Source organism: Aureimonas sp. Leaf324 (assembly GCF_001423245.1).
GTDB lineage: Bacteria > Pseudomonadota > Alphaproteobacteria > Rhizobiales > Rhizobiaceae > Aureimonas.
Map to the genome: position 1 here is coordinate 15,143 of NZ_LMOH01000028.1, position 14,035 is coordinate 29,177.

The 14,035-nt window shown below is 69.6% G+C and carries 13 protein-coding genes; 6 read left to right on the forward strand and 7 right to left on the reverse strand.

Going from position 1 to position 14,035, the window contains the following annotated elements; translation table 11 throughout:
* Positions 1-9: 9 nt before the first annotated feature.
* Genes ASF65_RS18080 through ASF65_RS18095 form a run of 4 tightly spaced genes read left to right on the forward strand, consistent with a single transcriptional unit; the run spans position 10 to position 3,388 of the window.
* Entirely contained in the window at positions 10-831 is an 822-nt protein-coding gene (locus ASF65_RS18080) for an ABC transporter ATP-binding protein (RefSeq protein ID WP_082505833.1), read from the forward strand.
* Entirely contained in the window at positions 824-1,528 is a 705-nt protein-coding gene (locus ASF65_RS18085; protein ID WP_055892381.1) for an ABC transporter ATP-binding protein, read from the forward strand. Before ASF65_RS18080 ends, ASF65_RS18085 begins: the two co-directional genes overlap by 8 nt.
* Before the next feature lie 5 nt (positions 1,529-1,533).
* Positions 1,534-2,421 carry a branched-chain amino acid ABC transporter permease gene (locus ASF65_RS18090; RefSeq protein WP_055892383.1) on the forward strand — a complete coding sequence of 296 codons (888 nt, stop codon included), beginning with the start codon at positions 1,534-1,536 and terminating at the stop codon, positions 2,419-2,421.
* A gap of 52 nt (positions 2,422-2,473) precedes the next feature.
* The gene (locus ASF65_RS18095) at positions 2,474-3,388 is read left to right on the forward strand and encodes a branched-chain amino acid ABC transporter permease (protein ID WP_244486822.1); all 915 of its coding nucleotides are present in this window, start codon (positions 2,474-2,476) and stop codon (positions 3,386-3,388) included.
* Positions 3,389-3,400: 12 nt separating this feature from the next.
* Here the strand turns inward: ASF65_RS18095 and ASF65_RS18100 are convergent, their stop codons facing one another.
* Positions 3,401-5,410 carry a diguanylate cyclase gene (locus ASF65_RS18100; protein WP_055892385.1) on the reverse strand — a complete coding sequence of 670 codons (2,010 nt, stop codon included), beginning with the start codon at positions 5,408-5,410 and terminating at the stop codon, positions 3,401-3,403.
* 184 nt (positions 5,411-5,594) lie between these two features.
* Here ASF65_RS18100 and ASF65_RS18105 point away from each other — a divergent pair, with 184 nt between their 5' ends.
* Complete coding sequence (locus tag ASF65_RS18105) at positions 5,595-8,264, forward strand: bifunctional acetate--CoA ligase family protein/GNAT family N-acetyltransferase (RefSeq protein WP_055892388.1); 2,670 nt, start codon at positions 5,595-5,597, stop codon at positions 8,262-8,264.
* Between the two features lie 10 nt (positions 8,265-8,274).
* On the opposite strand, the gene ASF65_RS18110 is transcribed toward ASF65_RS18105, so the two are convergent.
* Positions 8,275-8,469 (reverse strand): hypothetical protein, encoded by a 195-nt coding sequence (locus ASF65_RS18110; RefSeq protein ID WP_055892390.1) that lies wholly within the window; start codon positions 8,467-8,469, stop codon positions 8,275-8,277.
* Positions 8,470-8,689: 220 nt separating this feature from the next.
* On the opposite strand from ASF65_RS18110, the gene ASF65_RS18115 reads away from it, so the two are divergent.
* The gene (locus tag ASF65_RS18115; protein WP_082505836.1) at positions 8,690-9,805 is read left to right on the forward strand and encodes a matrixin family metalloprotease; all 1,116 of its coding nucleotides are present in this window, start codon (positions 8,690-8,692) and stop codon (positions 9,803-9,805) included.
* Between the two features lie 28 nt (positions 9,806-9,833).
* On the opposite strand, the gene ASF65_RS18120 is transcribed toward ASF65_RS18115, so the two are convergent.
* The 5 genes from ASF65_RS18120 to ASF65_RS18140 all read right to left on the reverse strand — a co-directional run bounded on the left by ASF65_RS18120 (position 9,834) and on the right by ASF65_RS18140 (position 14,021).
* On the reverse strand, positions 9,834-10,892 hold the full coding sequence (locus ASF65_RS18120; protein WP_055892396.1) for an HlyD family secretion protein: 1,059 nt from the start codon (positions 10,890-10,892) through the stop codon (positions 9,834-9,836).
* 35 nt (positions 10,893-10,927) lie between these two features.
* A complete protein-coding gene (locus tag ASF65_RS18125) occupies positions 10,928-12,523 on the reverse strand; it encodes an MFS transporter (RefSeq protein WP_055892995.1) in 1,596 nt (531 codons plus the stop codon).
* 113 nt (positions 12,524-12,636) lie between these two features.
* Entirely contained in the window at positions 12,637-13,095 is a 459-nt protein-coding gene (locus ASF65_RS18130; protein WP_082505837.1) for a MarR family transcriptional regulator, read from the reverse strand.
* A gap of 73 nt (positions 13,096-13,168) precedes the next feature.
* Complete coding sequence (locus ASF65_RS22175) at positions 13,169-13,492, reverse strand: hypothetical protein (protein ID WP_055892401.1); 324 nt, start codon at positions 13,490-13,492, stop codon at positions 13,169-13,171.
* Positions 13,493-13,607: 115 nt separating this feature from the next.
* Positions 13,608-14,021: a curlin gene (locus tag ASF65_RS18140; RefSeq protein ID WP_055892404.1), complete on the reverse strand. Its 414-nt coding sequence runs from the start codon at positions 14,019-14,021 to the stop codon at positions 13,608-13,610.
* Positions 14,022-14,035 lie beyond the last annotated feature (14 nt).

Consider the following 14,035-nt stretch of genomic DNA (forward strand, 5'->3'; position numbering starts at 1 on the left):
GGGGCCGAGATGGCGGGCGCGACCGTGCGCATCGACCGGCCGGGCATCGCCCCGGCCGGTGCCTCCCCGATCGCCGCCCGAGGCGAGGTCGTGCTCGCCTGCCGGGGCCTCCGGCGTGACTTCGGCGGCTTCACCGCGGTCAAGGACGTCGATCTCGACGTCCGCCATGCCGAGGTCCACGCGCTGATCGGGCCGAACGGGGCGGGCAAGACCACGGTCTTCAACCTCCTGACGAAGTTCCTCCAGCCGACCGCCGGCACCATCACGCTGATGGGCGAGGACATCACCAGGACCTCGCCCTCCAGGGTCGCGCGCATGGGCCTCGTGCGCTCGTTCCAGATCTCGGCGACCTTCCCGCACATGAGCGTCTTGGAGAACGTGCGCGTCGCGCTCCAGCGCCCGGCCGGGCTCGCCACGCAGTTCTGGCGCAGCCTGTCCGCCCTCGATCGGCTCGACGCGCGGGCGATGGAGCTCCTGCGCGAGGTGGGTCTGGAGGACGCCCGCCACCTGCAGGCGGCCGACCTGTCCTATGGCCGCAAGCGCGTCCTCGAACTCGCGACGACGCTCGCGCTCGACCCGAAGGTTCTCCTCCTCGACGAGCCGATGGCCGGCATGGGGCACGAGGACGTCGGCACGGTCGCGGCCATTATCCAGCGCGTCGCCGAAACGCGCGCCGTCCTGATGGTCGAGCACAATTTGAAAGTGGTCGCCGATCTCTGCGACCGCGTGACGGTGCTCCAGCGCGGCGAGATCCTGGCGGCGGGCGACTATGCCACCGTCTCCACCGACGAGCGCGTGCGAACCGCCTACATGGGGACCGACCATGGCTGAGCCCTTGCTTCGCGTGCGCGGCCTCAACGCCTGGTACGGCGAGAGCCACGCGCTGCACGGCGTCGACCTTGACATCCTGCCCGGCGAGACGGTGACGCTGGTCGGGCGCAACGGCGTCGGCAAGACCACGACGCTGCGCGCCATCATGGGCATCATCCCCAAACGCACCGGCGAGATCCGCTTTGACGGCCGCGACATGATCCGCGTGCCGCTGCATCGCACGGCCCATCACGGCATCGGCTTCGTGCCGGAGGAGCGCGCGATCTTCTCGAGCCTGACGGTGGAGGAGAACCTCCTCCTGCCCCCCGTCGTGGCGCCGGGCGGCATGGAGGTCGCCGAGATCTACCGCCTCTTCCCCAATCTCGAGGAGCGCCGCGGCTCGCCCGGCACCAAGCTTTCGGGCGGCGAGCAGCAGATGCTGGCGATCGCCCGCATCCTGCGCTCGGGCGTGAAGCTCATGCTCCTCGACGAGCCGACCGAGGGCCTCGCGCCCGTCATCGTCCAGCGCATCGGCGAGATCCTGACCACGCTGAAGGCCAGAGGCATGACGGTGCTTCTCGTCGAGCAGAACTTCCGCTTCGCCGCCAAGGTCGCCGACCGCTTCTATCTCATGGACCACGGACAGGTGCTCGACGGCTTCCCCGTCTCCGAGCTTCCCGCCCGCATGGCCCAACTCACCGAAACCCTCGGAGTCTGACCGGCATGACCATGGTCTTCGGCATTCCGATCCAGGCGCTTCTCGGCCAGCTTCTCGTCGGCCTCATCAACGGCTCGTTCTACGCGATGCTCTCGCTGGGCCTGGCCATCATCTTCGGGCTCCTGCGCATCATCAACTTCGCCCACGGCGCGCAGTACATGCTGGGCGCCTTCGTCGGATACCTGCTTCTGACCAACCTCGGCATCGGCTTCTGGTTCTCGCTGCTTCTGGCGCCGCTGATCGTCGGGGTCATCGGCGCGGTGATCGAGCGGCTCGCGCTCTCGCGCCTCTACGACCTCGACCATCTCTATGGCCTCCTCTTCACCTTCGGCCTCGCGCTCGTGATCGAGGGCACGTTCCGCTACCTCTACGGTGCCTCGGGCCAGCCCTACGCGCCCCCGGCCGCGCTCACCGGCGGCACCAATCTCGGCTTCATGTTCCTGCCGAACTACCGCGCCTTCATCGTCGTGGCCTCGCTCGTCGTCTGCATCGGCACCTGGGCGCTGATCGAGAAGACGCGGCTCGGCGCCACCTTGCGTGCGGCGACCGAGAACCCGGTCATGGTGCGCGCCTTCGGCATCAACGTGCCGCTCCTCCTCACCTTCACCTACGGGCTCGGCTCGGCGCTGGCCGGGCTTGCCGGCATCATGGCGGCGCCCGTCTATCAGGTGTCGCCGCTGATGGGCTCCAACATCATCATCGTGGTCTTCGCGGTCGTCGTCGTCGGCGGCATGGGCTCGATCGGCGGGGCGATCCTGACGGGCTACATGCTCGGCCTCTTCGAGGGGCTGACCAAGGTCTTCTATCCCGAGGCCTCCTCCATCGTGATCTTCGTCATCATGGCCATCGTGCTTCTCGTGCGCCCGGCCGGACTGTTCGGAAGGGCGGCTTGAGATGACGCAATCCACCATGACCCTGCCGCGCGAGCGCCCGGCCGCCAAGGTGATGGGCTTCGCGCTGGCGGCGATCGTCCTCGCCGCGCTCCTCGTCGCGCCGTTCCTCGTCTATCCAATCTTCCTGATGAAGGTCCTGTGCTTCGCGCTGTTTGCCGCGAGCTTCAACCTTCTCCTCGGCTATACCGGCCTCCTGTCCTTCGGCCATGCCGCCTTCTTCGGCGGCGCGGCCTATGCCACCGCCCATGCGGTCAAGGTCTGGGGTCTGCCGCCTGAGCTCGGCCTTCTCGCAGGCGTTCTGGCAGGCGCGCTGCTCGGTCTCGTGATCGGCTTTCTCGCGATCCGGCGGCAGGGCATCTACTTCTCGATGATCACGCTGGCGCTCTCGCAGATGTTCTTCTTCTTCTGCCTCCAGGCGCCCTTCACCGGGGGCGAGGACGGGCTGCAGGGCGTGCCGCGCGGGTTCGGACTTGGTCTCTTCGACCTCTCCCAGCCGCTCGCGATCTACTTCTACGTGCTCGCCGTGGTCCTGATCGGGCTGTTTGCGATCTGGCGCATCGTCCATTCGCCCTTCGGCATGATCCTCAAATCGATCCGCGAGAACGAGACGCGCGCGACCTCGCTCGGCCTCTCGGTCGGCTCCTACAAGCTCGCCGCCTTCGTCATGTCGGCGGGGCTGGCGGGGCTGGCGGGTGGTCTCAAGGCGCTGGTGTTCCAGTTCGCCACGCTCACCGACGTGTCCTGGCAGATGTCGGGCGAGGTGATCCTGATGACGCTGCTGGGCGGCATCGGCACGATGGCAGGGCCGCTCGTCGGCGCCGCGCTCGTCGTCTCCCTGCAGAACTATCTCGCGACCTCGGCCTTCCCCGTCACGGTGATCACGGGCCTCACCTTCATGGTCTGCGTGCTTCTCTTCCGCCGCGGCATCGTCGGCGAGATCGCCCATCGCCTCAAGCGGCGGGGCTGATACGATCCGCCGTCAGGCGGCGCGGGCGCGCACCTGGTTGCGGCCGGCGGCCTTGGCGGCATAGAGCGCCTCGTCGGCCTTCTGGATGATCTCGGTCGGGCCCGCCTTGGTGACCGAAAGCTCGGACCGCGAGGCGACGCCGATGCTGACCGTCAGCGTGCCGCCGTTGGCGTCCGCGTGCGGGATGGCGAGCGCGGCGACCGCGCGGCGGATCGTCTCGGCCCGCAGCAGCGCCTCGGCCGGGCCGATGCCGGGCAGGATGAGGGCGAGTTCCTCGCCTCCGTAGCGCGCGCCGATCTCGTCGTCCTTGCGCACGCAGGCGGCCAGCGTATCCGACACCATCGCGAGGCAGCGATCGCCGGCGGGATGGCCATAGCGGTCGTTGAACGCCTTGAAGTGGTCGACGTCGAGAAGGAGCAGGCTGAAGTCGGCGCTGCCGCTGGTCTCGGCAAAGGCTTCCTCCAGCCGGCGGTTGAAGGTTCGCCGGTTGGCGAGGCGCGTCAGTTCGTCGGTCGCGGCCAGAAGCTCCAGCTGGCGGTTCGCTTCCGCGAGCGCCGCCTCCGTCCGCTGCCGCTGGTCGACGTCGCGCATCGACACGACGCAGCCGCCGATCTCGTCGATCGGCCGCCCGGACAGCTCGACCCAGATCACCGTGCCGTCCTTGCGGCGCACGCGGTATCGCACGCCGCTCGCCTCGCCGCCGGTGCGGAACGTGTCGAGCAGCGAGCGCACGATCGGGCGATCCTCCTCGACGGCGAGATCCACGGGGCTCAGGCCCATCAGCTCGGCTGGCTCGTAGCCGAGGATGCGGCGGCTGGCGCCGGTGACCAGGGTCCGTTGGCCCTCGGCGTCGACGCAGGAGATCATGTCGACCGTGTTGTCCGCCACGAGCTGGAAGCGCCGCTGGCCGGCCGCGACGGCCTCTTCGGCGGCCTTGGCCTGCGCCAGCGTGAGTGCCGCGCGGTCGACCAGCTGGCCGAGGCGCCGGAACTCGGGCGCCTGCCAATGTCCCATGCCGGTGCGAACGTCGAAATTGCCGGCTCCGATCCGTTGCGCAGAGCGCGACAAGAGGGCGATCGGGCGCAGCTGCATCCAGTAGGCGATGAGCGCGGTGCCGCCGAGCGCCAGGATCAGGGCGCCGGCGCTGGCGAAGAGCGTCCAGCGCAGCCGGTTCTGCACGGTCGCGAAGACTTCCGCCGGCGGAACGCCGACGGCCAGCCACAGATCACCGGTGCTGGCGTTCGGGATCGGCTCGAACCCGTAGATCGTCGGCTGGCCGGCGAGGCTCTTTACGGCCGTCGTCCGGCCCGTCCGACCGGCGCGGATGACCGGAAACAGCTCGAAGTCGGGCGCCACGGTGCCGAACTCGACCGCGTGCGGCCAGCCGAGAATGACGCGCGTTGCGCGCGGCTGAACGATGGTCCAGGAATGGCCGGCCTCCTCCGACAGGAGCTGCACGTCGCGCTCGATCATCGACAGGTTGAGGGAGGCGAAGATGATGCCGCCGGAGGCGCGGCCGGGGGTCGGCGGCAGACGCATCGCGACCGCGATCGTGGGACGGCCGGTAATCGGGCTCACGAGGAAGTCGCCGACCACAAAGCGGTTGCCGCGCGAGTTGATCGTCTGCTCGAACAGGTCCTCGTCGTGGAAGAGCGACCCCGTCACCCCGCGGCTGTGGCAGAGGATCGTGCGGTCCGGCGCGATCACGCCGATCGACAGGAGCTGCGCGCGCTCGGCCTTGAGGCCCGCCAGCAGCGTGTTGCAGGTCGGCTGCTCGGCCTGCAAGACCTGCGGCATGTGCCGCAGCGTGGCCAGGAACTCCTGCGCGTCGTCGAAGACGCGGGCCATCTTGGCGGCGCCGAGGCGCGCCTCGTTGGCGACGTTCCGGTGCGCCTCGTGCTCGGCGTCGCGATAGGAGATGACGAGGCCGGTCACGATCAGTCCGATCAGCGGCAGCATGGCCGCCGCGATCAACAACAAGAGGCGAGCGCGCACGCCAATGTTGCGGAGGACGTTCATCATGGCCTTTCGATCGATCCTCAGCTGTCGTCTGCGCCACGTCGCCGTGCCGTCATCGCCCGGTTCTACGCTGTCGCCGCTTAACAATTCGGATGGCGATTGTCGTGATTTCTCGCCACCGCGACGGCGGCCGTCGAGGTGCCGCTGCGGCCTTGCCCGCGGCCGCCTCCCGCGCGAATGATGAGCCATGTCGATCCGAAACCTCGATGCCCTGTTCGAGCCCCGCTCCATCGCCCTGATCGGGGCCAGCAACCGCGCCGGTTCGGTCGGCGCGGTGCTGGCCCGCAACCTCTTCGGATCGGGGTTCAACGGGCCGGTGATGCCCGTCAATCCGCGCGAGACCTCGATCCGCTCCGTGGTCTGCTACCCCTCGCTCGACGCCTTGCCGATGGTGCCGGACCTTGCCCTCATCGCGACGCCCGCCGCGGGCGTGCCGGCGCTCGTCTCCGACCTCGGGCAACGGGGCTGCCGAGCGGCCGTCGTGATCTCGTCCGGTTTCGACGCCGACGGGCGGCGCGCGCTTCTCGAAGCCGCCCGGCCCCACCTCCTGCGCGTCGTCGGGCCGAACTGCCTCGGCGTCCTGTCGCCGCCGTCTTCCTTGAACGCGAGCTTCGCCCACCTGACGCCCCGCAAGGGGGATCTCGCCTTCGTCAGCCAGTCGGCCGCCATGGCGACCACGGTGCTCGACTGGGCCGACGTGCGCGAGATCGGCTTCTCGCATGTGGTCGCGACGGGCGACATGAGCGACGTCGATATCGGCGACCTTCTCGACCACCTCGCGCTCGATGCGCGGGCGCGGGCGATCCTCCTCTACATCGAGACCATCACGGACGCGCGCAAGTTCATGACCGCCGCGCGAATCGCCGCGCGCACGAAGCCCGTGGTCGTGATCAAGGCGGGCCGCAACGCCGGGCTTCAGGCGGAGCTTCGCCCCGAGATCGGTGGCGGGCGGGGCGCCGACGACGTCTACGACGCCGCCTTCCGGCGCGCCGGCATGTTGCGGGTCGAGACGCTGCGCGAACTCTTCGAAGCCGTTGCGACGCTCGCCACCGGTCTGCGGCCGAGCGGCGACCGGCTGGCGATCCTCACCAACAGCGACGCCGCCGGCACGCTCGCGCTCGACGCGCTCAGCGCCTTTGGCGGGCGGCTCGCGCGGTTCTCGGACGGGGTGTGGGAGCGGCTGCGGCCGGTCCTGCCGGGCTCGCCGTCGCCGCTCGGCCTCGTGAAGCTCGCACCCGACGCCTCGGCGAGCGCCTATTCCGACGCGCTGGCCGCGATCCTCGAGGCGGGCGAGCAGGACGCCGTCCTGGTGATGAACTGTCCGCAGGCGATCGCCGACGGCACGCAGGCCGCCCATGCGACGGTCGAGGGCGCGCGCAAGGCCCGCCGTACGCCGGTTCTCACCTGCTGGCTCGGCGAGCGCGCGGCGCGCACCGCGCGGCGCGTCTTTGCGGCCAGCAACGTACCGACCTACCAGACGCCGGACGAGACCGTGCGCGCCTTCACGCAGCTCGTCACCTACCGGCGCAATCAGGATCTCCTGATGCAGACGCCGGCCGTCGTGGCCCCGTTCGGCGTCGACCGGGAAGCCGTCGACCGGCTCGTCGGCGGGGCGCTCGCCGAGGGGCGCACGGCGCTCAGCGAGCCGGAATCGAAGGCGCTTCTCGCCGCCTACGGCATCGCCTCGGTGCCGACCGAGATCGCCGCCGACCCGGCGGAGGCCGCCACGCTCGCCGGTCGCATCGGTTTTCCCGTGGCGCTCAAGATCCTGTCGCCCGACATCGCCCACAAGAGCGACGTCGGGGGCGTGCGCCTCCAGCTCGACGATGCCGCGATGGTGCGCGAGGCGGCCGAGCACATGATCCGCACGGTGGCGGAACGCCAGCCCGGCGCCCGCATCGAGGGCTTCACGGTCCAGGCGATGATCCGGCGCGCCAACGCGATCGAACTGAGGCTCGGCATCGCCGCCGATCCGGTGTTCGGCCCGATCGTCCGCTTCGGGCAGGGTGGTACGGCCTCCGACATTCTCGACGACCGGGCCGTGGGCCTGCCGCCGCTGAACGCGGTGCTCGCCCGCGACATGATCGACCGGACCAAGGTGTCGCGGCTTCTCATGGGCTACAGCGACCGCCCGCCTGCCGATCTCGAGGCGGTGGTGGCGACCCTCGTCACCCTGTCGCGGATGGCGGCCGACCTTGCAGCTGTCGCCGAGCTCGACATCAACCCGCTTCTGGCCGACAGCGACGGCGTGCTGGTGCTCGATGCGCGCGTCGTGCTGCGCGCGGCGGCTGCCGCGGGCGAGGCGCGCTTTGCGATCCTGCCCTATCCCGAAGACCTCGAGACCGAGGTCGCCTCGCGCAAGGCACGGTTCCGGCTTCGGCCGATCCGGCCGGAGGACGAGCCGGCGCTGGTGCGCATGGTGGAGGCGAGCGATCCCGAGGACGTGCGCCTTCGCTTCTTCGCGCCGATGCGCCGCATCGGCCACGCCTTCGCCGCGCGCCTCACGCAGATCGACTATTCGCGCGAGATGGCGCTGGTCGCCGAGGATGCCGCAGCCGCGGAGCCCGGAGTGATCCTCGGCGTCGTGCGCCTCATCGCCGATCCCGACGGCGATCGCGCCGAGTTCGGCATCATGGTGCGCTCCGACCAGAAAGGCCGGGGGCTCGGCCGCATCCTGATGGATGCCATCCTCGGCTATGCGCGGGGGCAGGGCATGCGGACCATCTATGGCGAGGTCCTGGCCGAAAACGCCGCGATGCTCGCCATGGCGCGGCGCATCGGCTTCCGCCAGAAGGTCCATGTCGAGGATCCGGGGCTGCGGATCCTCGAATACGACCTGTCGGCGAAGACGACCTGAAGCTGGCGCTTCAGCGCGCGGGCTTGAGACCCCGGCGCACGAAGCCGGCCGAGACGTCCGCCTGGAAGCGGTGCTCGAGCTCGTGCTGGCGGCGGGCAAGGTTGCGGATGGCGGCGAGGAGATCGCCCCCGGCCTGGGCCACGGCCTCGTCCACGGCGGCGTCGAGTTCGTCGTGGCGTACGGCGGCGTTGATCATGATGCGCATTCCCGATTCCCGTTTCACTGAGGATGCCGGGTCGTCCGCAGGCAGGAAACCGGCAGCCGTTGCCTTTCCACCGATTCCGTCCCCGCCGTTCACGTTTACGGCATCACAAGGGTCGGGCACGATTTCATGGAGTCACATGGAGGACGTCTGCTAGAGAGCATACGAGAGAGGTCTATGGCCTTCCGTTAGGGAAGTTTGCTGAACCAACGAGGATTCGACGATGGCCGCCACACCCTTGACGGGATCGAAATGGGGCGACTCCGGCGTGGCTGGAACCCCGGCCGGCGCCGTGACCTGGAGCTTCGACACCACCGGTTCGCGATACTACGCCTACGACGACATTATCGCGTCCGAGGGCTATCGCAGCCTCGTGCGCCAGGCGTTCGACGCCTGGGAGAAGGTCGCCGCCATCGATTTCGTCGAGGTGGGGAGCGGTCCCGCCGAGATCCAAGTCGGACTGGACGCCATCGACGGGCGCGGTGGGACGATCGGCCAGGCCGTCTGGTATTCACGGGGGTCGGTGACCACGCATGCCGAGATCGCCGTCGACAGCGCCGAGACCTGGAGCCCGTTCGTTCCCAACGGCTCCAACTTCTTCGGCATGATGGTGCACGAGATCGGCCACGCGATCGGGCTGGAGCACTCCGACGATCCGTCCTCGATCATGTATCCGATCGCCAGCGCCTACATGGCCTTCTCCAACGAGGACCTTGCGGCGATCCAGGCGCTGTACGGTCCTGCCGCCGTGGCGGGACGGCTTCTCTACGGGACGTCGGCGCCCGACCTCCTCGTCGGCGCGTCCGGCAACGACACGGTCTACGGCTTCGAGGGGGCGGACAATCTCTTCGGCTACGCCGGCAACGATCTGATCGCCGGCAATCAGGGCAACGACCAGATCTTCGGCGGTCAGGGCAACGACATCGTCTACGGCGGGCGCGACCAGGACACCGTGTCCGGGAACCTCGGCAACGACACGGTCTATGGCGATCTCGGCAACGACACCGTTTATGGCGGGCAGGGCGACGATCTCGTCTATGGCGGTCGAGGCGACGACCTCGTCTCGGGCGACCTCGGCAACGATACGCTGGTCGGCGGCTTCGGCAACGACTGGCTCGCGGGCCGGGCCGGCGCGGACGTCTTCGTGTTCGAAGCCGGACAGGGCGACGACGTGATCGTCGACTTCAACGCGGCCGAAGGCGACCGGCTGGTCCTGTCCGGCCAGACCTACACGACGGCCGAGGTCAACGGCTCGGAGGTCCTCACCCTGTCGGGCGGCGGTACCATCACGCTTCTGGGCGTCGGCACCGCGCCGCTGGAAGCGGCCGCGCTCGCCTGAGCGCGGCGCGCCAACCCACGCGGATCCTTCAGTTCGCGTTCGGCACCGCGGCCTCGGCCGCCGTGTCGAGCCGCACCACCACCGACATGCCCGGCACGAGGTTCTCCGCCGCCGGCTGACCGGGATCGATGGCGATGCGGACCGGCAGGCGCTGCGCCACCTTGGTGAAGTTGCCGGTCGCGTTGTCGGGCCGCAGGACGGCAAATTCCGAGCCTGTGGCCGGCGCGAAGCGCTCGACGCGGCCGGACAGCCGTGCCCCCTGGAGCGCATCCACCGTGAAGTGGACGGGCTGACCCACGGTCATGCCCGGAAGCTGCGTTTCCTTGAAATTGGCGACGACCCAGACCGCCGAGGGCACGAGGCTCGTCAGCTGCGTTCCCGCCTGCACGAACTGGCCGAGCTTGACGCCGACCTCGCCGAGCCGGCCGGCCTTCGGCGCGAGGATGCGGGTGTTGGCGAGATCGATCTCGGCCAGCCGCACGGCGGCTTCCGCCCCTTCCACCGCGGCCTCGAGCGACTGGCGCGCCACGATCACGGTCTGCAGGTCCTGCCGCGACACTTCGAGCGAGGCCTTGGACTGGTCGAGCGCGGCCGCCGCCTGGTCGCGCGTGCGCGTCGCCACGTCGAGATCGCTGCCCGGCACGTAGCCCTGGCTCGCCAGCGGCGCGATACGGGCGAAGTTGGCCGTGGCCGTGTCGAAGGCGGACTGGGCGCTCGCGACCGCCGCCTCGCTCGCCGCGACCTTCGCCTCGGCCGACCGCCGCCCCTGCTGCGAATTGGCGAGCTGCGCCTTCTGCCCCGCCAGCGTCGCGCGCGCCTGCGCCACCCTTTGCGAGAAGATGCGATCGTCGATGCGTGCGATGAGCTGGCCCTCGGTGACGCTCTCGTAGTCCTGCACCGCCACCTCGGCGATCGTGCCGGCGAGCTGCGGGGCGATCACCGTCACCTGGCCCCGGACATAGGCGTCGTCGGTGGTCTCGACGCTGGTGGCGAAAGGCGGCAGGCGCCAGGCGTAGAGCACCAGCGCGACGCCGGCGAGGCCGACCGCGATGGCGAAGAGGGTGGAAAGGGAGCGGAGGAGCTTCATCGATCGGGCTTCGGAGGAACGGGGGAACGGACGGATCAGGCGGTCTGGACGTCGGCCGGGCCGGCGCGCCAGCGCTTGAGGTGGATGACGGCAAGATGCACGAGAAGAACGGCTAATCCGACCGAGGCCAGGATCGATACGGCCAGGAAGGCGTCGTTATAGGCGAGGATGTTGGCCTGCCGGGTCGCCTGCGTGCCGAGCGTCGCGAGCCCCTCGGCCTGCCGCAGGGCGGCGTCCGGCAGGACGCGGGCATAGGCCGCGCCGGTCTGCGTGATGCGCGCGGCGACGATCGGGTCGGAGAGGACGATGTTCTCGGCGAGCTGGCTCGAGTGGAACTTCTCGCGGATCGTCACGAAGGTGCGAAAGAGGGCCGAGCCGATGGCGCCGCCGAGCGACTGCGTCGTCAGGAACACGATCAGGAAGGACAGGATGTAATTCATCCCGCGCTTCATCGCAGAGCCGAAGCCGACGGCCAGCGCTGGCGGCAGAAACAGGACGCCGGCCGCCGAGATCAGCCCCTGACTGAGGAACATCTGCTCCGGGCCCGTCAGGACGGTCGCGCGTGAATCGAGATAGGAGCCGACGATCAGGCAGGAGAGCGCCGCAATATGGATATACGGGGCCCGGCCGGGACGCACGATCACGGTGCACAGGAGGCCGGCCGCGATCGCCGCGCCGATCATCACGAGGTAGAGCACCGTCATCTGCTCGTTCTTGAGGCCGAGCACCTGGAAGAAGCCGGTCGCTCCGCTCGCCTGCTCCGACAGGAGAAGGCGGAACAGGAGGAGCGTGCCGGCGAAATGCAGGATCTCCTTCGAGGTGATCCAGCGGATGTCGATCAGCGGGTTCGAGCGGTTGAGCTCGACCACGACGGCGACCGTCAGGCTGGTGAGGCCCAGCGCCAGAAGGCCGCCGATCCAGGGCGCCTCTAACCACCAGTAGAACGGGCCGACCGTCGCCACCACGGCGAGCGAGCCGAGGCCGACGGCGATGAAGACGTAGTTCACGACGTCCATCGGCTCGATCACCGGCGTCTTCGGCGGCGAGTTGAGCGGCAGGAGGCGGATGAAGGCGAAGCTGACCAGCGCCAGCGCGGTCTCGAGCAGGAACAGCCCGTTCCACCCGCCGAGATCGAGCAGCGTCGGCGACACGACGCGGGCGAGCGGGGCGGCGATCGACAGGTTGGTCATCGCGAGGCTGACGCCGACGGTCATCTTCCGCTCCGGCGGAAATGACTCCAGCATGTAGAGGAAGGCGAGCGAGGACATCGGCGAGGCGGCGACGCCCGCGAAGAAGCGCACGACGATCGCCGACTGGATGTCGTCCACGACGAGATGCAGCGAGGCGACCGCGACGAAGGCGACGATCGCCCAGGTCGCAAAGATGCGCAGGCCGAACTGCGCGCGCATCTTGGTCAGAAGCAGCGTCAGGCTGACATTGGGCGCGAGATAGGCGGCCGAGAGCCACACGGTCTCGTTGAGCGAGGCACCGAGCGGGCCCTGGATCTGGTAGAGGTTGGCGGTCACGAGGTTGAGGCCGAGCCCCTGCGTCATCGCGATCAGGGTCGAGGCGAGGATGTAGAGCCCCGCGAGCCAGGCGGGCTTGGGCACGAAGGGCGCGGGCGCCGGCATCGGCTGGCCGCGGCGGCGCGGGGCGGCGGCGGCCGCCGATCCGTCCGGCATGATGTCGGCGGGTGCGGGGCCGCCGACCTGCGCGGTCGCTCGCAGGGCGCTGGCGTCGTCGCTCATGCTCCGTTCCCTTCCGCCGGTGCATCCAGAACCGAGGCGATGCTGCGCAGGACCGTCAGCGCGGTCCCGACGTCGGCCGCCTCGCAGGTCGACAGGATCGTGTCGCGCAGGCGCGCCGAGATCGCGGCGACGACCTCCGCCTGCCTCGAGCCGTGGTCCGTCAGTTCGACATGCTTGGCGCGCCGGTCGCCCGGCACGGCGCGGCGCACGATCAGCCCGAGCGTCTCCATGCCGTCGAGCAGGCGGACCACGGTCGGTCCTTCAAGTTCGAGATCGCCCGCAAGTTCCGTCTGGCGCAGCGGCTGGCGCTCGGCGAGGACGGCCAGGACCCTTGCGCGCGGGTAGGTCAGCCCGTGCCGAACCACCTCGGCGTTGAAGCGCGTGCGCAGCTTGCGCCCGGCCTTCACCAGGGTTTCGGCAAACTCCGCCTTCAGCTCGGGGTCTATCAACGTCATTGACGCGATATAGATAGCGCCCTACCAATAAGCAAGAGACCGTTTCGCGCCACCGCTATGCCGGTGTCCACTTTCAGGCGCGCGCCTTGCGCGTCGGCGCGTGAAAGTCCGGCGGCTTGTTGCCGATCCACTTCAGGAACCGGTCGAGGTCGGGGTTGGACGCGAGGGGGATGCCGCTTTCGGCGTGCCGCTCGAGGTCGGTGTTCGTGAAATAGGCATGGAGCGTCCGATGGCAGATCGGATGCACCGGCACGGTCTCGCGCCCGCCGCGGCTCTTGGGGATCGGATGATGCCATTCGACCCGCGCGCCGAGCGGCCGGCCGCAGAGCCAGCAGGTCTGCGCCGCCCCATCCGGCCGAAGCTCGCCGACCTCCTCGTCCCGCCGCTTCCTCGCCACCCCGACCCTTCCTCGCATCGACTTCGTGCGAGATGCGGCGAACTCCGCACGCTTCAATGGGGCGAGCGGACGCAGGCCGGCGAAGGGCCTCCCGAGGTCCAGGCGGCAGGCCGTCCTACCAGCCGTAGCTGAAGGTCGCGCCGCTGCCGCCGTTGCCGCGTTGGACGATGTGGTCGTCGGTGCCCCGGCCGAACTGGAAGAGGCCGTAGGCGTTGCGGTTGCCGTCCTGCTCCAGCGTGCCGGAATGGCCGCTGCCGCGCTGCTCGACGAGGCCGAGATTGCCGCGCCCGCGCTGCACGAGGCCGGCGACGTTGTCGCGGCCCGTCTGGCGGATCGAGCCGTCGCGCACGTCGTTGTAGATCGAATAGAGGCGGAGCCCCGTCGCGAGCGCCCCGCCGGCCTCGCGGCCGGCCGGCGCATAGGTCCAGGACACGCGGCCGCCGGCGTCGGCCGGCGAGGCGAGGGCGCCGAGCGCGGCGGCGCCGAGCGCAAGGGCGATGGCGATGGAGTGCGGGCTGCGGCGGGTCATGGCGATCTCCGGTG